Consider the following 23,872-nt stretch of genomic DNA (forward strand, 5'->3'; position numbering starts at 1 on the left):
CCCCCGATTTTGCCTTTAATCCAATTTGTTCCTTTTCAAGGGCTTAGCTATATTTAGCTTTGTAAAGATGAGAACGAAAAGCAAAGCAGTCTTGTATTGGTGGTGTCAACTGGGTGGCTGGCTGCTCTATGGTGTTACCATGGTGTTCTTTGCCTTTGTATTCGACACCAAAATCAATAGCATATTTTATCCCAAGCTATCTGTAATTATTGTTTCAGGCTTGTTATTTACCCATGTTTTAAGGCAATTGATTAAGCTTTTTCATTTATTGCCACCTGATCTGTCCCGCAAATGGGTTCCTTTTACGGTTGTGCTGTTATCTATTCTGGTGTTATTTAACCTGACTAATTCGGCAATTGCGGAGTGGCTGGGTCTGTTCAATCCCAAAACCAAGGTTTCTGTTGAAAAAAGATTCCTGGTAAACCTGGTATCCGATTCCCCCCTTATTTTGGTTTGGACATCCATCTATTATTTGTGGCATTATATAGAATTGGGCACCAAAACAGAATTCCAGAAAATTAAACTGGAAAGCCTGGTAAAGGAAATGGAGTTAAAAACCATTAAGAGCCATATCAATCCGCATTTTATTTTTAATGCACTCAATAGTATCCGGGCATTGGTAGATGAAAATCCGGAAAGAGCCAGAACCGCCATTACTGAACTGAGTAATTTACTCCGCAGCAGTATGCAGACCGAAAAACAGGAGACGGTTCCTTTTGAAAGAGAACTGAATATTGTAAAAGATTATCTGGCACTGGAACATATTAGATTTGAAGATCGCCTGAAAGTGGAATACGATATTGATGAAGACACCCTTGATCAACCCATACCTCCCATGATGTTGCAAACCCTGGTTGAAAATGCCATTAAACACGGGTTGAGCAAGGCCAAAGAGGGAGGGGTCATCCGAATTATTTCGGACTTCCGTGAATCTCATCACGAATTGATTGTGCAGAATACCGGAACTATTTCCGAAATTGCCGACGCACAGGGTTTTGGATTAAAGAGTACCCGCAGCCGTTTAAAATTGTTGTTCGGCGACAAAGCCCGGTTTACAATTGAGGATAAGGGGAACAATTGGGTAGAAGCAAAAATTATCATGCCCGTACAGGGAGTACCGGCTTAATTAGAATAATACAATCAGCAATTATGGCAATCAAAGCAATTATTATTGATGATGAAAGACTGGCGAGAAATGAATTGAAAAAATTGTTGCAGGATCACAGTGACATTGAAGTGATAGATGAAGCAACCAATGTAGACGAGGGTATTGAAAAAATTGAAACCCTGAATCCCGATTTGATATTTCTGGATATTCAGATGCCCGGTAAAACCGGGTTTGATTTACTGGCTGAAGTAGAGAAAGCGCCCAAAGTGATATTTACCACTGCTTACGACGAATATGCTATCAAGGCTTTTGAAGTAAATGCCCTGGACTATTTGTTAAAGCCGATTGAACCCAAACGTTTATCGGATGCCATTCAAAAACTACAGGCTGAACTTTACAAAGAAAGAATAGGACTTACCGGATCTAATCGCGGACCGCTTACTGAGCACGATCAGGTCTTTGTAAAAGACGGAGAGCGTTGCTGGTTTGTGAAGCTGGGTGAAATCCGTTTGTTTGAAAGTGTGGGCAACTATGCCAAAGTATTCTTTGGTACCAATAAGCCTTTGATTTTAAAATCACTGAATGCACTGGAAGAAAGACTGGATGATCGCATGTTTTTCAGAGCCAATCGCAAGCATATCATCAACCTGAGATGGATTGAAAAAATTGAACCTTATTTTAACGGAGGATTGATTCTGGATTTGAAAGGAGGTGAGAAGATTGAAGTGAGTCGCAGACAAACCGTTAAGTTCAAGGAGATGATGAGTTTATAAATTTCCAATTCTTATTTATTATTTAACTGAATGAATTGAATTCCTCAATATGAAAAAGATTGTTTTATCCCTCGGATTACTGGTATCTGTATTTGTTACTGTTGCGCAGGATTTAAAAACCATTGTTACTGATGCAGAAGTGCAGCGCGTATTGGGTACCCTGGCTTCTGATGAAATGGAAGGCAGAAGAACCTTTACCAAGGGTATAGACAAAGCAGCTGCATTTATTGCTTCGGAGTTCAAGTCTTATGGCATACAGCCATTAAAAGGCAACAAGGATTTTTTACAATCTTTTGCAATGATTCGTCCAAAGTTCATCAGTGCTTCAGGTATGCTGAATGAATCTGCTTTGGATACCAAACAAATTATGGCTGTTACCTGCAGCAAAGATTTGCAAGTGACTGAGAAATCAGGATACGAAGTGGCACAAATTGCCAAAGGAGCCAACCTCTTTGCAGAAGCCAGAAAATACAGCGGCTTAACCAAGAATACAATTGTATTGGTGGATACTTCTTTCAGTAGCAATTTTGGAAGACTGGCTCAGTTGAAAGGAAATATGTTTTATTCTGATAAGTCTGTTGTATTTATATTAACTACTGAAACAGCAGTTAAATCATTAACCATTGACGCAAAGCACGAGATCCAGGAAATGAAACTGGCCAATGTAGCGGGTATGATTCCCGGTAAGTCTTTGCCTAATGAATTTGTAATTTTCTCCGGACATTACGATCACCTGGGTATCAATAGCCGTAATATGGTGAATAACGATTCTATTTACAATGGAGCCAACGATGATGCCGCAGGAACCACAGCGATGATGTTATTGGCTAAGTATTATGCTGCTGCCAAAAACAATGAACGTACCTTGATTTTTGTTGCCTTCACTGCAGAAGAAGTGGGTGGTTTTGGTTCTCAGTATTTCTCCAGACAGTTTGATCCATTAGCGGTAAAAGCCATGTTCAATATTGAAATGATTGGTAGTGAAAGCAAATGGGGCAAGAACAGTGCTTTCATCACTGGCTATGAAAAAACCGATATGGGTAAAATTTTGCAGCAGAACCTGGCGGGTACCGATTTTACTTTTTATCCTGATCCTTACACTTCTCAGAATTTGTTTTACCGTTCAGATAATGCAACCCTTGCACGTCTTGGCGTTCCGGCACATACCATTTCAACCACCAAGATTGATGTAGACCCTTACTATCACAAAGCTTCTGATGAGTTAAGTACCATTGATATTCCGAACATGACACAAATCATTCGCTCCATCGCGTTGAGTGCAAGAGGGATTATCAGTGGTAAGGAAACTCCTTCCAGAGTAGATGCCAGCAGCTTGCGTTAACGGCTGTTTAATCGTTTAATCCATTTTACTATTTCGTACCAGAGTACGGATGCTGCTCCAATCCAAAAGCAACTGATAAGGTCTGCTATTAACAAGGGCTTGAATCCAAAGAACCGGGCAAAGGGCTCTATGTATATCAGTGCTGCTAATAGCAACAGGGTTGTAAAGATGATTCCATAGATCCAGTTGTTTTTGTAAAACAGGGTACTGAAAATGGAATAATAAAAAGAGCGGTTAATTAAAGTGAGAAAAATATTGGCAAATATCAGTGTGCTGAATACCATGGCCCTGGTGGTTTCAATATCATAGGACTGTTTCACTGCAAGCTGATAGGTATATAATGTACCTGCGGTAATTAATAATCCCTGAATCATACTGGTGGTTAATTCCTTCCAGTTAAAAAAAGTACTGGTGAATGGACGGGGAGCCTGCAATAAAGTGTTTTTTTCCATGGGCTCGTTTTCATAAATAATAGAACAGGTAGGCCCCATAATTAATTCCAGGAAAATTACATGGACGGGTGTGAAAATATTGGGATAAATCCAGCCCAACATCAATGGGATGAATACGGTGAGCACAATTGGAATATGGATGGAGATAATATATTGAATGGCTTTTTTAAGATTGGTATAAATTTTCCTTCCCATAGCAATGGCTTCCACCATCTTGGCCAAATCGTCTTCCACCAAAACTAGGGAAGCCGCCTGCTTGGCAATCTCCGTTCCTTTCTTTCCCATGGCAATACCAATATGGGCAGCTTTTAAAGCGGGTCCGTCATTTACTCCGTCACCAGTCATGGCAACAATTTCTCCATTGCTTTTGAGCGCATTGATAATACGCAACTTGGCTTCTGGAAACATACGGGTAAAAATGGATGTTTTGGCAACAGCCGATTGGATGGCTGCATCTTCCATTGCCATTAATTCATCACCGGTTAAAGAGCCTGTATTCCTGAATCCTATTTGCTGTGCAATAGAATGAGTGGTAGCTGCATTGTCTCCGGTAATAATTTTAACCTGAATACCTGCACGGTAAAAATCCTGTAAAACATGGGTGATATTTTTCTTTGGGGGGTCATAAAATGCAACCACCCCCTTTAATTCAAAAATGAAATCCTGCTGTTGAGCCGGATAGTTATCTCCGCTGAAAATGGCTTCCGCAACTGCCAGCACCCGATATCCTTTCTCTGTAAAAGCCTGAATGGCATTTTCAGTTGCCATTCTTTTTTCGTGATCCAGATTGCAACAGGAAAGAATGGCTTCCGGTGCACCTTTGGCAGCAATGATTTGTTCGCCTTGCTGGTTCCTGAAAATATGCGTCATCATCGGAGGCTTTCCCGATAAGGGATATTCGTGCACCATTTTGAATTCTGCCCGACGGTCTGCTCTAATATTATCTTTATAAAATGCATGGATAGACAATTCCATGGGATCAAATGGAATGGGTTCGCTGGACCACATGGCATAACTGATTAAAGATTCATTTTCAGTTATGTCTTTGGGCAAATCATCGGTCTGGAAAAGTTTAGCAGTTTGTGCATTGTATAATCCGGCAATGCTCATTTTATTTTCGGTAAGGGTTCCTGTTTTGTCTGTACAGATTACAGTGGCGCTGCCCAGTGTTTCAACGGTCTTCATTTGTTTTACTACAATCCCCATTTTCATGAGTCTCCATGCACCCAGTGCCATGAAAGTGGTAAAAGCTACTGGTATTTCCTCAGGAAGAATACTCATGGCAAGGGTTAAAGCCTGCAACAGGCTGGCCAGTACATTACCTGATAGCTGAAAGTTGATTAACCATACAATTAAAAAAACAATGATCCCCACAATGGCCATATTTCTTACAAAGCGATTAATCTGCTGCTCCAACGGAGTGGATTCTGTATCAATATCAGAGAGGCTCTTGCCAATTTTGCCCAGTTTGGAAGCATTACCCACTGCCGTAACAACGGCAATGGCCAATCCCCCAACTACATAGGATCCTCTGTACACTTCATTATTTCCAGCTTCTGCTGTTTTGTCTACTGCATAACTTTCACCTGTTAAAATAGATTCGTTTACGGAAAAATCATTCGATCGGATAACCGTGCCATCTGCAGAAACAGAACTGCCTTCTTCCATCATCAGGTAGTCGCCAATCACCAGTTCGTCAACATGAATAGAAACAATTTCATGGTTGCGAATCACTTTACAAAAGGGTTGTGTAAAATCCTGTAACTTTTCTAATGCGGCTTTGCTTCTGGAGTCCTGAAAAATAGAAATGGCAGCCACCAGTAAAATGGCCACAGATAAAAACAAAGCATCCCCGGCATTACCTGTAATAAAATAAATAAAGGCTGCTGCAAAAAGCAGGATAATCATAGGTTCCTTCAAAACCGTTTTGATGGTTTCCAGGAAATTATTTTTAGAAGCAAACTGAAGCTGATTGCTGCCGTGTTTTTGTCTGGCTTCATTAACCTCCTCTTCGGATAGCCCTTTTAATTCAAATGGTGTAGATGACATGACCTGTTATATGGATTTCCATATGAAGGTAAGGCATATAGCATCGGCATAAATAGTAAGAAAATATTTGATTTGAATAGTGGGGTTTGTTAACTTTAATACTATGCAAATTCCTTTTTTACCTAAACAACCGCATCCCATTGTTTCTTATTTGCGCGTAGGTAGACTTTTGTATTATTCACTCTTCATATTCATTGTTGAATCCTGGTTTTACTGGGTTAAACTGAATGAAGCCATTCAGTTTGCAGCAGCCTGGGTTATTTTTTTCTGGGCCTGGAGTTTTATGTTTTCTTTCATTCATATTTTTCTGGTGCTGGCAGATGGCTGGAGCCGTTATCAGAATTACAAAAGGGCCAAGGACCAGTTTTTTATGCATGGATTTAACAGAAGAATTGTAGATACCTATATTGGCTCTAAATGTCAACGTATGGCGGCATTGGAAGCTGCCAGGGAATTAGGCATAGAAGACGAAGTAAAAGCCTATCACAAAGCAAAAGGAGTTAAGTGGTATCACTATGTTCCCTATTTTATGATTAAGGATCCCTGGTTTGGATTCAAAAAGCATTTCTGGTCCAGAACTTTTCTGGAACCGAATTATAAGCCCCGCTTCAACTATTCCGATTATGAACAATTAGCTTTGCAGGCATGAGTATAGCAGGCATTGATCTAAGCAAAACCTACCAGGGTCGTAAAGTACTGGATAAGGTAAGTATCAGCTGTGGGGCAGGAGAGATATGCGGTTTGTTGGGTGCCAATGGTGCCGGCAAGACTACCTTATTTAAAATTCTTTTTGGTCTGGTAACGCCCGACAGCGGAAAGGTGATTTTACCGGAGAACGCAGTGAAGCCCATTGGTGGAATCATTGAAAAACCTGCTTTGTACGAATATTTAAATGCTTATGATAATATTCATTTGTTTTCGAGTATTCAGGGATTGAAACTGACGAAAAAAGAGATTGCCGTACAATTAGATAAAGTGGGTTTGCCCACAGACCGAATGGATCCCGTTGCCCATTTTTCCATGGGCATGAAACAAAGGCTGGGCATTGCCATTGCTTTGTTGAATAATCCTTCCTGTCTGGTACTGGACGAACCTTTTACCGGACTGGATCCAATGGGAGTAAGTTCACTCAGGAATTTAATTGCCACCCTGGCAGAAAAAGAAAGGCTGGCCATTATCCTTTCCTCGCATATCATTGAAGAGTTAAGTAAGCTTTGCCATAAACTCTATGTGTTGAAAAACGGCCAGTTGGTAAACAGCGGACCAACACAGGATTTAATTGCAGCCAATACCCTGGTCTTTAGTATTTGTGCACCGGGCATTCATACTGCTGCCTGTCTTGCATCGTATCCGGTTGTTTTTAAAGGAAATTGTGCAATGGTTACCATTGATGCAACCCAAGTGCCGGCATTGATTCAGCAATTGCACCAGGAGCATATTTTTATTACGTCCTGTACTCCGGAATTGAGTATGGAAAAACTATTTGAAACCAATACGGAATGTACGCCTTAATTAAAGCAGAAATATTTAAACTATTCCGACAGGGAAAAACCTATTATGCTATTGGGGCCTTGTTTTCCATTGAAGCTATCATCTTACTCAGTGCCTATTTTCAGGGCACTAATATTATTGATTTGTTACTGGAAAATTTAAAGCAAAGATTTTATTTTGAGGGCACCCTGTTAAATGGAAATTTACTGGTGTACCTGATTCTGAACACCCTTTGGTTTCATTTGCCATTGATACTGATGATTGTGGTTTCCGGTATGCTAACCGCAGAATACAAAGACCGCACTTTGCAGACCATTATGTTGCAACCTGTGAGCAAATGGAAATTTATTTTGAGTAAATACATCGTTGCGATTGTATTTACCCTGCTGGTTGTATTGGCATTGGCCCTCAGTTCATTTGGTCTTTCCTATTTTTTCTTCGGAAAGGGCGACTTGGTAGTATATCTGAATGGATTGAATTTCTTTGATGCATCAGATGCTTATTATCGTTTAAGATGGTCATTCGTTTCAGGGGCATTGTCCATGGTCTTTTTTTCGGTTGCGAGTTTAACCATTGCCATCCTTTTTAAGGAGGCGGCAAAAACTTGGATAGTATCTGCCTTTTTTCTGATCTTATCGAATATTCTGCTGAAGGTTGATTTTGGAGACAATTGGTTCAATGCATTGTTCTTTGCCAAGTTGAATGATACCTGGCAGTATTTTTTTTATTACCAGATTAACTGGGAACAAATTCATTTCAATAGTTTATTGTCCATTGGCTATAGTTTGTTGTTTATGGGCGCAGGTATTTATTGGTTTCATCGAAAAGATATTGGATAATGAGAAAATTATTTTTAATGCTGTTTTCTCAGGTATTACTGGGTAATGTTTTTGCGCAACCGGTAGATCCTGATTTATTAAAATTGAAGAGCCGGCTCGATTCTATTCAATCCTTTACCACCCAATTGACTTTGTCGGTGGATATTTCTTTCATCAATATGCCGGTAAAGAAGGCACAGATGATGTATACCAAGGGACAGAAAGTAAAATTTTCTTCAGGTGATTTTGTGATGCTCCCCAAAAGGGGGCTGGACTTTTCCCTGAATAGTTTGCTGGAATACGATTTCATTACCGTGGATAGGGGAATGGAAATGCAGGATGGTAAAAATTGTAAAGTGATCAATATTATTCCGACCGATAAACGGGCTGATTTTTCTATAGCCACCGTCTGGATGGATACCCGGCTCAGAAGGTTGGTAGCTTCAGAAATCAATACCAAGAAAGACGGTTCTTATACAGTGCATTTCCAGTACAATCAGGATCAGAAGGTATTACCAGATAAAGTGACCGTTAATTTTGAAATTGAGAAAATCAGGATACCCATTAATTTCATGGGCAAGGATACCGATATAGACAGAAAAAAAATGCGTGCCGCCGGATCCAAAACCGGCGCCATTTATTTAACCATGAGTAATTACCAAATCAAAACCCTCTTGTAAATTATCTGCATTACCCCGTTTTAATTTGCGAACTTTGCTGAATGGATCCCTTTCGTTCGGATGCGGCTTTCGATTCCCTGTATCCTGCCCATATTGCGCAGCTGGCCAGTCGTCACTGGACTCCCTTGTCAGTTGCCAAGGAAGCAGCTCAATTTCTGGCAGTAGGAGACTCCCCCCGTATACTTGATATAGGAAGTGGCGTTGGAAAATTTTGTTTAACAGGAGCCCATTATTATCCCAAAGCTTTTTTTGCGGGAGTTGAACACCGGGTTGCCCTGAATACCATCGCCACCCAACTAGCAAGTCAGTTGGGTATCATGAATACCCATTTCTTTGAAGGAAATTTCAGTACCATTGATTTTTCGGCTTACCATCATTTTTATTTTTATAACTCCTTTTATGAACACCTGGAGCTAAGTGATCTGATTGATGACTCGGTTCCCATTTCCAATGAGTTGTTTCACAGGTATAATCGCAATTTGTACAAGGCCTTAAAAAAAATGCCTGCCGGTACACGCATTGCCACTTTTCATAGTACAGAAAATGAAATGCCCACCAGTTATGAAGTGGTGGGCACTGGTACCAATGAAGACCTGAAGTTCTGGATTAAACTTTAGGATTGCGGTACAATGTTTTTAGTTTCTCCTTTATTAACTCCTTTCATAAAATGAATCAACCCTTTAAAATAGGTTTCCTGATCGTCGTACATACTCATATGACTACCATTCGGGCAAAACAGATAAGTGCCATTGGGTAATGTTTCTGCCATCCATTTCATATGATTGGGATCCATGGTGTCATGTGCTGCACCCACCACCAGGGTAGGTACTTTAATTTGATTCAGTTGATTTTTTACAGACCAGGTAGCCAGCTTGCCGGCAATGCCAAATTCGCTGGGCCCCTGCATGGTTACATACAGGTCCTGATTCATTTTGGCAAAAGAACGGTTCACTGGTTCCGGCCACTCATTCAATGGCAGTCTTAACACATGCTGGGTATAAAAATGAGATTGCAACAGTTCCATGTATTTAGGATTGCTGTACTCTTTTTTGGCTTCCAGTGCTCTAACTTCATTCAGTATAGCCGGATCCATTTGTTTGGCCAATACTTCATCGGCATATTTACCATATTCAACTGCATCACTCATCATATTCGAAATAATTACACCTTTTAAATTGTTCTGGTATTTGAGTGCGTATTCCATGGCAAGAATGCCTCCCCAGCTATGTCCCAGTAAGTAAAAATTATCTTTATTCAGTTGCAAGGCTTTTCTTACCTGTTCCACTTCATCTACATACCTGGCTAAATCGAAAAAGCTGCTGTCTTTCGGATTCTGCGAGTTGCCACAGCCTAGTTGATCGTAATAAATAATTTCAATTCCTTCAGCAGGAAGAAAGTTTTCAAAACATTCAAAGTATTCATGGGTGGCTCCAGGTCCTCCGTTTACTAAAAGGATTTTCATTTTGGGATTATTCCCGATTCTTTTTGTCCAGACATTGAAACTTCCTTTGGGTGTTTGAATGGGAATCATCTGAATATTTCCATTCTGAAGACCTGTTGAATGGGGTTTGAAATAATCATTGCCGGCAGTTGCTGTTGCAAGGTCTTGTTTGCAGCTGCTAAGGAAACTTAGTGCTGCCAATGTGAATAGCGTAAACAGTCTTTTCATATTTTATGAATTGGTTAATGAAATACCTTTTTTCTGAATCATCCACTGGAGTAATTGTTGGGTAACAACACCCGGAACGCCCTCTCCGATGGGCCTCCCGTTTATTGAAACCACGGGTAATACATTCTTGGTAGAACTGGTAACAAAAGCTTCTTTCGCATTCGCCAGGTCTTCAAAATCAATGGGCCCTTGCTTTACTACAAACTGGGTATTCAATAATATTTTTGCTCTGGTTACACCGGCCAATACCTGTTTGTCAGGTGTAATTACTTCCTGTTTGTTGTTTACAATAAAAAAATTAGAACGGGGGCATTCGGTAATTATTCCTGCGTTATGGTACAATACATCATCAGCCCCAGCAGCCTTAATGGTGGGTTGTAAATAAATGGCTTTTGCGTAATCAATGGTTTTAATATGCGGCAATTGTCGCTGGTGTTCGTGCGTAATTAAACGGATGCCTTTCAGAGGTGAAGTGTAGGTATACTGAAATGGATTTTGTGTAATGATTAAATTCGGAATTCCCATACTGTACCCATCCGGAGAATCGCCACCTGTTAGGGTGATTCGTATGCCTGCATTCAATAGCTGGTTTTTCTCTATTAAAAGATGAATAGCCCTGGTTAATTCATTTTTGTTCAGGGCTACCGGAAGGTGCATGGCGGCAGCAGAATGATAAAAACGATTCAGGTGGTCGTCTAAAAAAATAGGACTCCCCTTCACTACTACCAGAAAATCGAAAATCCCATACCCTCTTTGAATGGCAAGGTCGGTAACAGAAAGTTTTGCTTCCTCAGCAGGTAGCAATTCATTATTTATAAATACAAACAACTTGGTCATTTTTTTTCTGTTGTTAATAGGGGCAATAATTTTTCAACCGGTATGCGTTCTGCCTTGTTCCCTTTTATACCGATGGTTGTATTGGCCATCCACAATGAATTAATGATGGCTTCCTCAGTAGCTTCAATGGCCGCCATAAATAACTGGGAAGTGTTGTCGTTGTGCAGATTCAGAAAGGTTTGTGTTGCAGTAGCAGGCTGATGCGGAATCTGATTCTCAGCAGCAGTAGAAAAAGCAATCACATAATCTCCGCTACCATTCGAAGCAATACCTCCTGTTTTTCCCAATCCCAACATAGCTCTTTTGGCCAGTCGCATGAGGTTCCTGTGATCCAGCGGGGCATCTGTAGCAAGCACCATCATGCAGGATCCATCCACATTATTCAACAGTTCATTCCTGAAACTGAATTTCTGTAAATGCTCACCAACGGGAATGCCATCAATACTGAGTACGCCTCCAAAATTAGATTGTACCATTACCCCAACCGTGTATCCGCCCAGTTTCGCGGGGAGTTTTCTGGAGGCAGTTCCAATCCCCCCTTTAAAACCAAAGCATACAGTTCCAGTGCCGGCACCAATGGAGCCTTCTTCCAGGGTATTGGAATTTGCATTTTTAATGGCAGATAAAATATGTTCTTCCTGTACATGTCTACCCCTGATATCATTTAAATAGCCATCATTGGTTTCACCCACTACTGCATTTACAGAACTTACTCTTTCATTGCCTGGCAAGCTAAGGGTATAGCTGATTAATGCATTCATGGCATTCGGTACACTTAAGGTATTGGTTAAAATTATGGGTGTTTCCAGATTTCCCAATTCGTTTACCTGCGTGCTTCCCGCCAACTTTCCAAATCCATTACCAGTATAAATGGCTGCTGGAACTTTGCGCTTAAAGAGATTGCCGGTATGTGGCAGAATTGCTGTTACGCCTGTTCTTACGGAGTCTGCTTTTACAAGTGTGGTATGACCAACAGCCACACCCTTAACATCAATGATGCTATTGTATTGGCCGGTAGGTAAAACACCAATTACAATCCCCATATCCCTGGGTCTTTGCTTTTCCTGCGCAACCAATTCCTGCCTGTTACCCAGCAAGCCCATCGACAGCATAACAATAAACCCTGTTTTCATGTCTGCTTTATTTGGGAAAAATCAAAGTAGGGACCTTGGTAGAATAGGTTAATTCAGCAGATTTACTGGGAAGGAATAATCTTTCGAAAAATCCTTTCTTCTGTTTGGTGAACAGTACAACCAATCCGGGCTTTTCTTTTTTAATAAACTTAGTAAGCCGTTCTATCAAAGAAGATTCAAGATGGGTTGGAAGGATAACAGGTGTTATATGTTGATACTTTTCCTGTGCTAATAAAGCTGCTTTCTTTTTTGTTTCCGGATGATTAACTCCCATTCTGGCATAGTGCAATACTTTTATATTGGCTTTTAATGCGCTGGTGATGGAGCTCAGTTTTTTTAATTCATTGTTCAGGTTTTCAAAGTCGGAAACATAGAGAATGCTTTGCAAAGGACTTGCTTTGTATTTGGAAGGAATGGCCAGTACAGGTATACTGGAATGATTCACCAGATAAGCCGTGTGTGTGCCCATCAGCTTTCTTAATACGCTGGCACCATTGGTGGCAATGCAGATAAATTGGCATTTGTTTTTCAGAGAAGCCTGTATAATGGCCTGTTCGGTTCCTGTCACAAAATCAATCTGGTATTTGCAGGAAGACATATTTTTTAACTGACTTCCTAAGGTAGATTTCACCCATTTTTCCAGTGACTGTGTCAATCTTTTTTTCTCTTCTTTTTCATATTCCTGGTAGAAGGAAAGATTCCAGGTGTCTGGTTGCATTAAGGCAACTGCAGAATAAAATACAACGGCGGTGTTGGGAATCTGCTTTGCCAGACTGGCTGCAAAATACAGTGCAGCTTTGGAATTGTCTGAAAAATCGGTGGGTACTAAAATTTTCATTTTGTTCTTGGATTGGTTTTTTCTAAAGATTGTAAAAATGATTCAATAAAACGAATGTTCTCGGCCCGGTTGTCGTGCATGGTTCCATGTCCTGCACCTTTTATTATTCCAAACTGACTTTGCTTTACCAGTTTGCTCAATCTTGCAACCGTTGCAGGCCGGGCTTCATCGTATTCGCCGGTAATAAAAAGTGTAGGTACAGTTATAGAAGATAAACTTCTGATACGGTCATAGTTTTTTAAAGTGCCGGTTGCCGTAAACTCAGTTGGCCCCCACATATAATTATAAATAAAACCATTGCTGGGTGCAGTTGCCGTATCCCAAGGACTGGTTAGTCTGGTATTGCGAACACCAAAATTTTTCGCAAAAACGGTATTGGCATTTTGGTAAGCTTCGGCATTGAAGTCACGGGTTCTTTCTCCTTCTGCAATAGCTTTCTGAATAGATAAAGGCAGACTGCTGATTAAAGTATCTGCATCTTTTTTCCAGACCTCTGTGCTGAAATACGGGCTGTTAAATATAATTGCCTTGATGCCTTTGGGGTATTTTAAATAATATTCAAGGGCCAGTGCTGTACCCCAGGAATGACCGTGTAGGTAAAACGAATCCAGTGATAAATGATCTATCAATGCTTTTACCTGCTCAACAAAAAAAGGAACTTTCAATAAGCTGGTATCGGTATGGTATCCTGATCTTCCGCTGCCCAGTTGATCAAACAAAATAATGGGTCGGTCTTTTCCCATTGATACAAATTGATAAAAAGAACGACTGGTTCCTCCGGGACCTCCATGAGTTAACAGGAGTGGCAGTCCTTTGCCTTTTCCCATAACACGGTACCAGATTTTTCCGCCTGTAACCGGAACATAACCTTCCTCTTCTTTCAGCTGTGAAAAACTGCTGAAACAGAGAAGGGTTAAAACAACAGTTAGATGCATTGTCTTTAAAAACATAATGTCAGGGCAATTAGCTTCCCTCTGTTTAAAGATACAGCAATTTAAAATTATTGAAAGTGGAATAAGCCAATGGAAGCCAACAACATAAGCACCAGGGCCAGCACGCCAAATACATTACTCCATAGCCCGTTTTTATATCGTCCCATGATTTTTTTATTGTTCGAAATATGCAGAATCACGGCAATTAATACAGGGGCTGTTAAGCCATATAAAATGGCAGCATAAATAAGCGCGTTTATAGGAGATATGCCTAAGTAATTTATACCAAGACCCAGAATAAGTGAAAGGGTGATGATGGTATAGAAAGCCTTGGCTTCATGAAATTTTTTATCCAGTCCGTTTTCCCAGTTGAATATTTCTGTTATCATATAAGAAAGGGCACCACTCAGTACGGGGATGGCCAGGAATCCGGTTCCAATAATACCCAGGGCAAACAAAATATAAGCAGCCTCTCCGGCCAATGGTTTCAGTGCTTTGGCCGCATCTTCAACAGTGTCTATCTGATGAATGCCTGCATTGAATAGAACCGTACCCGTGGTTAAAATAATAAAGTACATCACAATATTCGAAAACAGCATACCGGTATCAATATCCTGTTTCATGGCTGCAATCACTTTCTTGTTTACCACCAGTTTTTGTTTCCGGTGTTTTAAATCTTCAATAGACATCGTGGCTTGCCAGAAAAACAAATATGGAGAAATAGTAGTACCCAGAATGGCTACCAGCACGGCCAGGTATTCCTTATTCAATTGAATATCGGGTAAAAAAGTACTCTTTAGTATTGCTTTGATATCCTGTTTGTACAGGAAGGGAACAATGATATAAAACAACAGCACCAGGCAGAGGTATTTTAAAACAGAAGCAATTTTTTCATAGGGCAGATAAATAATTAAAATCAGCAGCATCATGGTAAAACCGGCACTGAAAAAATTGGCATCGATGGATGGGAACAATAAATTTCCTACGGCGCCCATACCCGCAATATTGGCTCCAATATTTAAAATGATAGCAGGAAAACTCAACATGACTACGCCATACAAAACAGGTTTGGGATAGTGATCTTTCAAGGTTCCCGTGAGTCCCTTCCGGGTAACCAGACCAATCCGGCCACACATTTCCTGAACAGCAGCCATCATAGGGAAAGTTAATAAAGCCGCCCAGAGTGTTCCCAGTCCAAATTGTGCCCCTGCCTGAGAATAAGTAGCAATGCCAGAGGGATCATCATCGCTGGATCCGGTAACCAGCCCCGGCCCCAGGTTCTTCCAGAATTTTTGAAACATATTGGGGGATGACTTCATGATACAATGGTTCGGAAAGTTAAATTGATTCTGTTCTCCTTTATTTTTTTGGACGGGGGCAACTGATGCAGCCAGTTTTCCTGTATAGAGCCCTTCATCACCAGCAGGCTTCCGTTTTCGAGCAGTATTTCTTTTTTTCCTGGGTCTTTCTGTGTTTAAAACAAAACTTTCTTGCTGCTCCAAAACTAACAGAAGCAATGGCTCCGTTTTTCTTTAATTCCTTTTCATTATCGCTATGCCAGCCCATGGATTCTTCACCGTTATGATACAAATTCAGTAAACAGGAATTGTAGCTTTCTCCGGAAATGGATTCAATGGATTGTCGAATAAGATTCAGTGTGCCGTTAAATGGCAAAGCTGTTTTTGTGCTGTTGGAATATCGGTATAAAAAAGGCTGGTCTCCATACCAGGCCACTTTTCTTTTGGTAATAATCTCTTTGCCGAACATGCGGATCTGGTCGTTCTCCCAAGCAATTTCTTCTAAAAGCTGTTTCTTGAAATCCTGTATTTCTATGGATGAAAAAACACTACCATAATAAATGGCCAGACCATCAAAAGGTAATAGTTGTTGTGGTTCATTTGCAATGGGGAAAAGGCTCAACATGGTTAATTAACCTGCATTAACATTGGCAACAGAATGAATGGCAGCACTGATTTCGGAAATCAGGGAGAAATCTTTTTCTATTGCATTGCCAACCACAATGATATCGGCACCCGCTTTACAGTTCAGGTATGCTTTCTCAGGATCAACAATACCTCCTCCGATAATCAGTGGTACATCAATATGCTGGGCCACTTTTTCAATCATATGTTCGGTAATGGGTCTTCTGGCTCCGCTACCTGCATCCATGTATATCAGTTTCATGCCCAGCATTTCGCCTGCCATGGCTGTACACATGGCTATTTCGCTTTTGTCAGCAGGAATAGGAGAGGCATTGGAGATATAACTAACCGTTGTGGGTGCACCTCCGTCAATTACCATATACCCGGTTGGCATAATTTCCAGACCGGATTTTTTAACGAAGGGTGCAGAAATTACATGTTGTCCAATTAGTAATTCGGGATTTCTTCCGGAAATCAAAGACAGGTACAACAATGCGTCTGCGTATTTGCTTACCTGGGAAGGAGAGCCCGGGAATAAGATGACAGGTATGGAACAGGCGGCTTTTATTTGCTGGATACATTCATCCAAGTGATGAGAAATGACCAGACTGCCGCCCACAAAGAAATAATCCACTTTCGCTTCAATCGACAATTTTACCAATTCCGCAATGCTTTTGGCATTCACCTTATCAGGGTCAATCAGTACGGCAAAGGATTTTTTCCCCGAACTTTTTTTGGTAATGAATTGATGATAAATGTTTTGCTTCATTCTTATAGGATGGTGGTACAAAAATGCAGAAAAGTTTTCGTTTAAAGCATTTTAAATGCGGTTGCCAATGTCGGGGGGAGGTAAATGCAGGATTGTTTAACTTTTTGGGCTAAAAACATCAACCTTTCATTTCTGCAATATTACCTAAAAATCTTATTGACACCTGTGTATAATCAGGGAAATTCAATGTGGATTTGAGCTCTGAAATTATCCACCTTCCTTATCCACAAGCTGTGCATATTTCCACTATTGGATTTTGAAAATGGAAGGATATTTTCGTCAACCGACCGATTTAACACGGTTTTGGGAAAACTGTTAAATACATCTTAAACCACAATTTCGATATGCCTAATCCACGCACTCCCAAAGGCTTGCAATTCAGCCGCCGCTTCACCAAAGAAGGTGTAAGTCCTTATGATATGTTTGAATACGATTACCGCGACAGCGTAATCAAGAATCCAAACGGTGAAAAAGTTTTTGAAATGAATAATGTAGAGGTTCCCAAACAATGGAGCCAGATTGCTACAGATATTCTTGCTCAGAAATATTTCAGGAAAGCAGGTGTGCCACAACCCGATGGTTCTTTAGGAAGAGAAACCAGTGTGAAGCAGGTAGCACATAGAATGGCCCATTGCTGGAGAGTATGGGGTGAGCGCTATGGTTATTTTGCCAGTGAAAAAGATGCACAGGTATTTTATGATGAATTGGCATACAGTATTCTGAATCAGGCATGTGTTCCCAATTCACCCCAGTGGTTCAATACCGGTCTACACGAAGTGTATGGCATTACCGGTAAGCCGCAGGGTCACTATTTTGTGGATCCGAAAGATGGTAAATTAAAGAAATCAACCAACGCATACGAACGCCCTCAGCCGCATGCATGTTTTATATTAAGTGTAAGCGATGATTTGGTGAACGAAGGTGGTATCATGGACTTGTGGACCCGTGAAGCCAGAATTTTCAAATATGGTTCAGGTGTGGGTACCAATTTCTCTCAGATTCGTGGAAGTGGTGAAAAATTAAGCGGTGGTGGTACTTCCAGTGGTTTAATGAGCTTCCTGAAAATTGGTGACCGTGCTGCAGGTGCAATTAAGAGCGGAGGAACAACCCGTCGTGCAGCTAAAATGGTTTGTCTGGATTTAGATCATCCGGAAATCATGGAATTCATCAACTGGAAAGTAGAAGAAGAGAAGAAAGTAGCTGCCCTGGTAGCTGCCGGTTACGATAATGGATACGAAGGAGAAGCATATGCAACCGTGTCTGGCCAGAACTCTAACAATTCTGTTAGAATCCCCAATGAATTTTTCCATGCTTTGGAAGAAGGAAGAGACTGGGAATTGAAAGCCAGAACCGATGGCAGAGTTATGAAGAAAATTCCTTCCAGAGAAGTTTGGGATAAAATTGCTTATGCAGCATGGCGTTGTGCAGATCCAGGTACACAATACGATACCACTATCAACGAATGGCATACCTGTCCAAAAGGTGGTCGCATCAATGCTTCCAATCCTTGTTCAGAATACATGTTCTTAGACAATACCGCATGTAACTTGGCTTCCATCAACCTGCGTAAGTTCCACGATGATGATACCAATATTTTTGATGTAGAAGGATTTGAATACACAACCCGTTTGTGGACCACTGTATTGGAGATTTCTGTATTGATGGCACAGTTCCCTTCTAAAGAAGTGGCGCAATTGTCTTACGACTACAGAACACTGGGACTTGGCTTTGCCAACCTGGGTTCTATGCTAATGGTAAGTGGTATTGCTTACGATAGCGAAGAAGCAAGAGGCATTGCAGGTGCTATCTCGGCCATCATGACCGGGGTTGCTTATAAAACATCTGCGGAAATGGCTTCCTTCCTTGGCACATTTGATAAGTATGAAGAGAACAAGGAAGATATGTTACGCGTTATGCGCAACCACCGTGCTGCTGCTTACGATGCAACAGAAGCTTATGTAGGTATTGAAATTAAACCTCAGGGTATTAAGGCGCAGTATTGTCCTGATTATATGCTGAAAGCAGCTACCCGTGCATGGGACGATGCAGTTCAGTTAGGAGAAAAATACGGCTACCGCAATGCTCAGACAACTGTGATTGCACCAACCGGTACCATTGGTCTGGTAATGGATTGCGATACTACAGGTGTTGAACCGGATTTTGCTTTGGTGAAATTCAAAAAACTAAGCGGTGGTGGATATTTCAAAATCATCAACCAGTCTGTTCCTCAGGCCTTGAAGAACTTAGGGTACAATGATGCGGAAGCAAAAGCCATTGAACAATATGCAGTTGGTTCAGCCAGCTTTGAAAATGCACCTTTCATTAACAATGCAAGTTTGGCAGCCAAAGGATTTACTGCAGCTGAAATAGAAAAATTAAACGGAGCAGCCAGATCTGCTTTTGAAATTGCGTTCATCTTTAACCGATTCACTTTGGGTGATGAATGTATGCAGCGTCTGGGCTTTAGTCCTGCACAATACGAAGACTGGAGCTTTAATTTGCTGGAAGCATTAGGCTTTACAGAAGATGAAATTGAAGCAGCCAACGATTATGTATGTGGTACCATGACAATAGAAGGGGCTCCTTATTTAAAAGATGCTCATCTGCCTGTGTTTGATTGTGCCAATAAATGTGGTAAGAAAGGAGAAAGATATATTCATGCTTACGGACATATCAGAATGATGGCCGCTTGTCAGCCATTCTTAAGCGGTGCTATTTCCAAAACCATTAACCTTCCTCATGAAGCAACGGTAGAAGAAATTGCTGATTGCTATATGCTTAGCTGGCAGTTGGGTCTTAAGGCAAATGCTTTATACCGTGATGGTTCTAAACTAAGCCAGCCCTTAAGCAACAAGAGCGAGAAGAAAAAGAAAACAGAAGATACCTCTACAGAAGCTGCTGCAGAAGAAACTACAGTGGCTGAAGCATCCACCATTGTTGATCTGGGTCAGCTAACCGTAGATGAATTATTGGAAGAAGTAACCAAGCGAATGACTGCTTCTACCGATACGGAGTTAAAGCGTGCATTGTCCAGAATCGTAGAAAGAAAATCCTTGCCAGCCAAAAGAAGAGGATTTACACAGAAAGCCAAGATTGGCGGTCAGGTTGTTTTCTTAAGAACCGGTGAGTACAGCGATGGTACATTGGGAGAAATTTTCATTGATCTGGCAAAAGAAGGTTCTACCCTTCGCAGCTTAATGAACTGCTTTGCCATTGCCGTATCTGTAGGTTTACAATATGGTGTTCCGTTGGAAGAGTTTGTAGATAAGTTTGTGTTTACCCGCTTTGAACCAGCTGGTATGGTAGACCATCCGAATATCAAAACCACTACTTCGTTGGTAGACTTTGTATTCCGTGCATTGGGCTATGAATACCTGAACAGAACCGATTTGGTTCATGTGCTGGACAGACCCACTGTAGGTAATACAGGAGAGGAGGGAGATGCTACTTTTTTGGGAAAGCCTGAGTTGAGTAGTGTAAGAGTAACTGCTCCCTCTCCGAATGCAAGCCCTGCAGAAGGACCTGCTTCTCCTAAATTACAAAGAGCAGCTACCACAACAGCAGCTGCAGGTAATAGTGGAATGGATGCAGTAAATGCAGCCGCCAAGAGCATGCAGAGCGATGCGCCTGCTTGTAGTACCTGCGGTCATTTAACCATCAGAAGCGGAACCTGTTACAAGTGTTTGAACTGCGGTACCAGCATGGGTTGCAGTTAATTCGATAGCAGTTAATCCCTGCCCTAATATCTCCTTTGGACTTGCTCCGGAGGAGATTTTTTTTGCATAAGCAACAGCATTGTTTAAATTGTAGCAATCATTTCTTTATGAAAAAAATCTGTCTCATTTTCGGGATTATTTTTCTTACCCTTTCTGTTTATGGACAACAAAAAAAGAGAATCCCTCTTTCTTTTTTGCCACCCATAAACCATTGATTTATCAAAAAGCAAAAATTACTCAGCTTATTGATACCACTATAGAAAATAAATTACTTCAGATTCAGGTGAAGGGTATTAAAGGAATGGTGGTAGATCAAATTCAGTTGCTGGAATTAGAAAGAACCACAGAAGCTTCGCAGATTATTCTGTATCAGCAAAATAAAGTGGTACAAAAACTGCAGGTCCCCTTTTGGTTTCGTCATATTTTACCTTTAGCAGAAATTGCCGATTTTAACGCAGACGGAATCCCTGATATTAAGTTCCGCATCTATACAGGAGGGAACGGCTCAGCTGCATTGCTGAATTACAAAGTCTTTTTAATGAGTCAGCAAAATAAATACCGCGTGTTCAGCTTTGTAGATTTTTCTGCAGAAAAGGAATACGATTTCAATAAAGATGGTATTGCAGAAATATTGGGCTGTACCACTACCAATTACAAAGGTCATAACTACTGGGTCTATAATGTATACAACTGGATCAACGGTTCGCTGGTAATGGTTTCCAAGGATTTTGGTTACCCTTTTTGGACGAAAGTAGACAACAGATCCAATAAGGTAGTTGCCAAAGAAATACCGGAAGATATAAGGCAATCTACCCTTCGGTCTTTTCCTACAGAATACTTTGTTAGATAAGTGAATGCATTCATCAAAAACTCAGTTCCGATACCATTAAAATTATTACATTCATAGTTCTAACGACCAAGTTTAAAAACGCTATATGGGAGATTTTCAAATTAAAAAACAACCGAAACAATACGATGTAGTTATTGTTGGTTCAGGTGCAGGTGGTGGAATGGCTGCCTATACTTTGTCTAAGGCCGGATTAAAAGTTTGTTTGCTGGAAGCAGGAGAAGATTATGATCCGGCAGTCAACTCTTCTCAATTAAAAAATCCATGGGAATCCCCCAGAAGAGGGGCCAGTACCAAGTTCAGACCTTTTGGTGATTTTGATGGCTGTTACTGGGGTTGGGAAATTGATGGAGAGCCTTATACGCAGGCGCCGGGCAGTCAGAAGTTCGAGTGGTGGAGAGCCCGTATGATGGGTGGACGTACCAATCACTGGGGAAGAATTTCTCTGCGTTTTGGTCCCAAAGATTTTAAAAGAAAAAGCATTGATGGCCTTGGTGAAGACTGGCCCATTGGTTACGAAGACGTAAAACCTTACTACGATAAGATTGATAAACTAATTGGTGTATTTGGAAGTAATGAGGGATTGGAGAATGATCCGGATGGAATTTTTTTACCGCCACCCAAACCCCGATTGCACGAACTGATGATTAAGAAAGCGGCAACCGGAATTGGTATTCCGGTAATTCCTTCCCGCTTATCCATTCTTACCAAAAAAATTAACGAAGAACGAGGTGCCTGCTTCTTTTGTGCACAGTGTAACAGAAGTTGTAAAGTGTATGGTGATTTTTCTTCCGGTTCTGTGTTGGTGAAGCCAGCATTAAAAACCGGAAACGTTGATGTAATTACCCAGGCCATGGCCCGTGAAGTAATTACGAATGCAGAAGGGCTGGCTACCGGAATTTCTTATGTAAACAAAATAGACAGTCAGGAATACCAGGTAAATGGCCGCGTAGTTATTCTGGCTGCCAGTACTTGTGAAACCGCTCGTTTGTTGTTGAACTCAAAATCAAAAAGACATCCGAATGGATTGGCCAATGAAAGCAATGTAGTAGGTAAATACCTGCACGATTCTACGGGTGCGGCCATGGGCGGTGTTCTGCCGGAACTCTTTGGCAGAAAGCGTTACAACGAAGACGGTGTTGGTGGTATGCACGTGTATACCCCCTGGTGGTTAGACAATAAGAAACTGGATTTCCCAAGAGGTTACCATATTGAATACTGGGGTGGTATGAGTCAGCCGGCTTATGGATTTGGTATGGGCATGCAGGGACTGAATGGCAAGTACCAGGTGAATGGTAAAACCAAGGAAGCCGGTGGATATGGTGCTTCCTTAAAAGAAGACGTTCGCTTTTTCTACGGAGCGGGTGTGGGTATGGCAGGAAGAGGAGAGTCGGTGCCCGATATCAACAACTACTGCGAAATAGATCCTACGGTAGTAGATAAATGGGGCATCCCGGTTTTGCGTTTCAATACCCGACATTCTGATTATGAAATAAAACAGGCCAAGCATATGAAGGAAACCTTTAAGGAAATCATGCACAATATGGGTGCTGTGATTACCTGGGGAGCCGATGACGATGCATCCAATAATTATGGCTTGTCTAATCCGGGAAATATTATTCACGAAGCGGGTACTGTAAGAATGGGGAACGATAAAAAAACATCTGCCCTGAACAAGTGGAGTCAGGCACACGATTGTAAAACCTTGTTCTGTGTGGACGGTTCTCAGTTTGTGTCTCAGGCCGATAAGAATATTACCTGGACCATTCTGGCATTGAGTATGCGCGCGAGTGAATACATTATTGATGAAATGAAAAAACAAAACTTATAATATGGACAGGAGAAAATCGATTAAAGCACTGATGATTGGCACCGTTGGTGCCGGTGTTTTGGTGGAAGCCTGCACCAGTGCCGATAAAAAAAATATAGCCAGTTCTGCAGACGCTGCTTTAGCAGATCGCATGCAGGAAGAAAAAGCCTATCTGGCTAAAATAGAGAAAGAGCCTAAGTTCTTCACCGAACATGAAATGGCAACCATCACGGTTTTGGGAGATATTATTATTCCAAAAGACGAAGTGAGTGGTAGTGCCAGTGAAGCCAAAGTTCCTGAGTTCATTGAATTCATTGTAAAAGACATGCCTTCTCACCAAACCCCACTCAGAGGCGGATTGCGTTGGTTAGATTTACATTGCTATAAATTATATGAAAAGGCTTTTGTAAACCTATCTGCTGCACAGCAATTAACCGTGGTAGATTCCATTGCTTATCCTAACAAAGCACCCAAGGAACTGGCGCAGGGTGTTGCCTTTTTTAACAGCATAAGGGATTTGGTAACCACCGGATTCTACACCACAGAAATGGGGGTTAAGGATCTCGGGTATGTGGGTAATGCACCGAATCAATGGAATGGTGTGCCAGATGATGTATTGAAGCAATACAATATGGCTTACACTGAAAAAGAATTGAAGGAATGCGTAAGCTTCGATAAAGCCTAGC

At 41.2% G+C, this 23,872-nt stretch carries 20 protein-coding genes and 1 pseudogene; 12 read left to right on the forward strand and 9 right to left on the reverse strand.

The features are described 5' to 3' along the window. Positions 1–67 precede the first annotated feature (67 nt). From P767_RS0114210 to P767_RS0114220, 3 genes are read left to right on the forward strand one after another with little or no spacing between them, the layout of a single operon-like run. Positions 68–1,126 (forward strand): sensor histidine kinase, encoded by a 1,059-nt coding sequence (locus P767_RS0114210; RefSeq protein ID WP_037351917.1) that lies wholly within the window; start codon positions 68–70, stop codon positions 1,124–1,126. Between the two features lie 23 nt (positions 1,127–1,149). Next, positions 1,150–1,881, forward strand: coding sequence for a LytR/AlgR family response regulator transcription factor (locus P767_RS0114215; protein WP_084799966.1), 732 nt, complete (start codon positions 1,150–1,152; stop codon positions 1,879–1,881). A 49-nt stretch (positions 1,882–1,930) separates the two neighbouring features. Next, entirely contained in the window at positions 1,931–3,223 is a 1,293-nt protein-coding gene (locus tag P767_RS0114220) for a M28 family metallopeptidase (RefSeq protein ID WP_026765063.1), read from the forward strand. Here P767_RS0114220 and P767_RS0114225 read toward each other — a convergent pair. Further along, positions 3,220–5,724 carry a cation-translocating P-type ATPase gene (locus tag P767_RS0114225; protein WP_026765064.1) on the reverse strand — a complete coding sequence of 835 codons (2,505 nt, stop codon included), beginning with the start codon at positions 5,722–5,724 and terminating at the stop codon, positions 3,220–3,222. The genes P767_RS0114220 and P767_RS0114225 overlap by 4 nt on opposite strands. A 103-nt stretch (positions 5,725–5,827) precedes the next feature. Between P767_RS0114225 and P767_RS0114230 the strand changes: the two genes are divergently transcribed. From P767_RS0114230 to P767_RS0114250, 5 genes are read left to right on the forward strand one after another with little or no spacing between them, the layout of a single operon-like run. Beyond that, positions 5,828–6,373, forward strand: a complete 546-nt coding sequence (locus P767_RS0114230) for a hypothetical protein (RefSeq protein ID WP_026765065.1) — start codon at positions 5,828–5,830, stop codon at positions 6,371–6,373. After that, positions 6,370–7,236 (forward strand): ABC transporter ATP-binding protein, encoded by an 867-nt coding sequence (locus P767_RS0114235; protein ID WP_026765066.1) that lies wholly within the window; start codon positions 6,370–6,372, stop codon positions 7,234–7,236. The genes P767_RS0114230 and P767_RS0114235 overlap by 4 nt, the downstream gene beginning before the upstream one ends. Further along, a complete protein-coding gene (locus P767_RS0114240) occupies positions 7,224–8,054 on the forward strand; it encodes an ABC transporter permease (RefSeq protein WP_026765067.1) in 831 nt (276 codons plus the stop codon). Before P767_RS0114235 ends, P767_RS0114240 begins: the two co-directional genes overlap by 13 nt. Next, entirely contained in the window at positions 8,054–8,713 is a 660-nt protein-coding gene (locus P767_RS0114245; RefSeq protein ID WP_037351920.1) for a hypothetical protein, read from the forward strand. Before P767_RS0114240 ends, P767_RS0114245 begins: the two co-directional genes overlap by 1 nt. Before the next feature lie 41 nt (positions 8,714–8,754). Next, positions 8,755–9,330, forward strand: a complete 576-nt coding sequence (locus P767_RS0114250; RefSeq protein WP_026765069.1) for a class I SAM-dependent methyltransferase — start codon at positions 8,755–8,757, stop codon at positions 9,328–9,330. Here P767_RS0114250 and P767_RS0114255 read toward each other — a convergent pair. The 8 genes and pseudogenes from P767_RS0114255 to P767_RS0114290 form a co-directional block, all read right to left on the reverse strand. Continuing rightward, complete coding sequence (locus P767_RS0114255) at positions 9,327–10,382, reverse strand: proline iminopeptidase-family hydrolase (protein WP_026765070.1); 1,056 nt, start codon at positions 10,380–10,382, stop codon at positions 9,327–9,329. The two genes, P767_RS0114250 and P767_RS0114255, sit on opposite strands and share 4 nt — an antisense overlap. Positions 10,383–10,385: 3 nt before the next feature. Continuing rightward, complete coding sequence (locus P767_RS0114260) at positions 10,386–11,219, reverse strand: aminotransferase class IV (protein ID WP_026765071.1); 834 nt, start codon at positions 11,217–11,219, stop codon at positions 10,386–10,388. Continuing rightward, positions 11,216–12,352, reverse strand: coding sequence for a DmpA family aminopeptidase (locus tag P767_RS0114265; protein WP_026765072.1), 1,137 nt, complete (start codon positions 12,350–12,352; stop codon positions 11,216–11,218). Before P767_RS0114265 ends, P767_RS0114260 begins: the two co-directional genes overlap by 4 nt. A gap of 7 nt (positions 12,353–12,359) precedes the next feature. Beyond that, complete coding sequence (locus tag P767_RS0114270) at positions 12,360–13,190, reverse strand: universal stress protein (RefSeq protein ID WP_026765073.1); 831 nt, start codon at positions 13,188–13,190, stop codon at positions 12,360–12,362. Continuing rightward, a complete protein-coding gene (locus P767_RS0114275; RefSeq protein ID WP_026765074.1) occupies positions 13,187–14,140 on the reverse strand; it encodes a proline iminopeptidase-family hydrolase in 954 nt (317 codons plus the stop codon). Before P767_RS0114275 ends, P767_RS0114270 begins: the two co-directional genes overlap by 4 nt. 50 nt (positions 14,141–14,190) lie before the next feature. Further along, entirely contained in the window at positions 14,191–15,441 is a 1,251-nt protein-coding gene (locus P767_RS0114280; protein ID WP_026765075.1) for an NRAMP family divalent metal transporter, read from the reverse strand. Further along, positions 15,438–16,045 (reverse strand): annotated as a pseudogene (locus P767_RS17245) (alpha-ketoglutarate-dependent dioxygenase AlkB family protein). Before P767_RS17245 ends, P767_RS0114280 begins: the two are co-directional and overlap by 4 nt. Before the next feature lie 6 nt (positions 16,046–16,051). Continuing rightward, positions 16,052–16,813, reverse strand: coding sequence for a phosphoglycerol geranylgeranyltransferase (locus tag P767_RS0114290; protein WP_026765076.1), 762 nt, complete (start codon positions 16,811–16,813; stop codon positions 16,052–16,054). A 344-nt stretch (positions 16,814–17,157) separates the two neighbouring features. On the opposite strand from P767_RS0114290, the gene P767_RS0114295 reads away from it, so the two are divergent. From P767_RS0114295 to P767_RS0114315, 4 genes are all read left to right on the forward strand, one after another. Beyond that, positions 17,158–20,529 (forward strand): vitamin B12-dependent ribonucleotide reductase, encoded by a 3,372-nt coding sequence (locus P767_RS0114295; protein WP_026765077.1) that lies wholly within the window; start codon positions 17,158–17,160, stop codon positions 20,527–20,529. Positions 20,530–20,740: 211 nt separating this feature from the next. Continuing rightward, the gene (locus P767_RS0114305; RefSeq protein ID WP_026765078.1) at positions 20,741–21,379 is read left to right on the forward strand and encodes a VCBS repeat-containing protein; all 639 of its coding nucleotides are present in this window, start codon (positions 20,741–20,743) and stop codon (positions 21,377–21,379) included. 85 nt (positions 21,380–21,464) lie between these two features. Next, positions 21,465–23,207 (forward strand): GMC oxidoreductase, encoded by a 1,743-nt coding sequence (locus P767_RS0114310; RefSeq protein WP_026765079.1) that lies wholly within the window; start codon positions 21,465–21,467, stop codon positions 23,205–23,207. 1 nt (position 23,208) lies between these two features. After that, the gene (locus P767_RS0114315; RefSeq protein WP_026765080.1) at positions 23,209–23,871 is read left to right on the forward strand and encodes a gluconate 2-dehydrogenase subunit 3 family protein; all 663 of its coding nucleotides are present in this window, start codon (positions 23,209–23,211) and stop codon (positions 23,869–23,871) included. The last annotated feature ends 1 nt before the right edge of the window (position 23,872 follow it).

This window comes from Sediminibacterium salmoneum NBRC 103935 (assembly GCF_000511175.1).
GTDB lineage: Bacteria > Bacteroidota > Bacteroidia > Chitinophagales > Chitinophagaceae > Sediminibacterium > Sediminibacterium salmoneum.

Bases quoted from the DNA above. Each gene is read 5' to 3' on its own strand.
- P767_RS0114240 (WP_026765067.1), top strand. From the start codon at position 7,224: ATGTACGCCTTAATTAAAGCAGAAATATTTAAACTATTCCGACAGGGA.
- P767_RS0114220 (WP_026765063.1), top strand. From the start codon at position 1,931: ATGAAAAAGATTGTTTTATCCCTCGGATTACTGGTATCTGTATTTGTT.
- P767_RS0114225 (WP_026765064.1), bottom strand. From the start codon at position 5,724: ATGTCATCTACACCATTTGAATTAAAAGGGCTATCCGAAGAGGAGGTT.
- P767_RS0114295 (WP_026765077.1), top strand. From the start codon at position 17,158: ATGCCTAATCCACGCACTCCCAAAGGCTTGCAATTCAGCCGCCGCTTC.
- P767_RS0114260 (WP_026765071.1), bottom strand. From the start codon at position 11,219: ATGACCAAGTTGTTTGTATTTATAAATAATGAATTGCTACCTGCTGAG.
- P767_RS0114315 (WP_026765080.1), top strand. From the start codon at position 23,209: ATGGACAGGAGAAAATCGATTAAAGCACTGATGATTGGCACCGTTGGT.
- P767_RS0114245 (WP_037351920.1), top strand. From the start codon at position 8,054: ATGAGAAAATTATTTTTAATGCTGTTTTCTCAGGTATTACTGGGTAAT.
- P767_RS0114310 (WP_026765079.1), top strand. From the start codon at position 21,465: ATGGGAGATTTTCAAATTAAAAAACAACCGAAACAATACGATGTAGTT.
- P767_RS0114290 (WP_026765076.1), bottom strand. From the start codon at position 16,813: ATGAAGCAAAACATTTATCATCAATTCATTACCAAAAAAAGTTCGGGG.
- P767_RS0114270 (WP_026765073.1), bottom strand. From the start codon at position 13,190: ATGAAAATTTTAGTACCCACCGATTTTTCAGACAATTCCAAAGCTGCA.
- P767_RS0114230 (WP_026765065.1), top strand. From the start codon at position 5,828: ATGCAAATTCCTTTTTTACCTAAACAACCGCATCCCATTGTTTCTTAT.
- P767_RS0114265 (WP_026765072.1), bottom strand. From the start codon at position 12,352: ATGAAAACAGGGTTTATTGTTATGCTGTCGATGGGCTTGCTGGGTAAC.
- P767_RS0114215 (WP_084799966.1), top strand. From the start codon at position 1,150: ATGGCAATCAAAGCAATTATTATTGATGATGAAAGACTGGCGAGAAAT.
- P767_RS0114275 (WP_026765074.1), bottom strand. From the start codon at position 14,140: ATGTTTTTAAAGACAATGCATCTAACTGTTGTTTTAACCCTTCTCTGT.
- P767_RS0114280 (WP_026765075.1), bottom strand. From the start codon at position 15,441: ATGAAGTCATCCCCCAATATGTTTCAAAAATTCTGGAAGAACCTGGGG.
- P767_RS0114235 (WP_026765066.1), top strand. From the start codon at position 6,370: ATGAGTATAGCAGGCATTGATCTAAGCAAAACCTACCAGGGTCGTAAA.
- P767_RS0114250 (WP_026765069.1), top strand. From the start codon at position 8,755: ATGGATCCCTTTCGTTCGGATGCGGCTTTCGATTCCCTGTATCCTGCC.
- P767_RS0114210 (WP_037351917.1), top strand. From the start codon at position 68: ATGAGAACGAAAAGCAAAGCAGTCTTGTATTGGTGGTGTCAACTGGGT.
- P767_RS0114255 (WP_026765070.1), bottom strand. From the start codon at position 10,382: ATGAAAAGACTGTTTACGCTATTCACATTGGCAGCACTAAGTTTCCTT.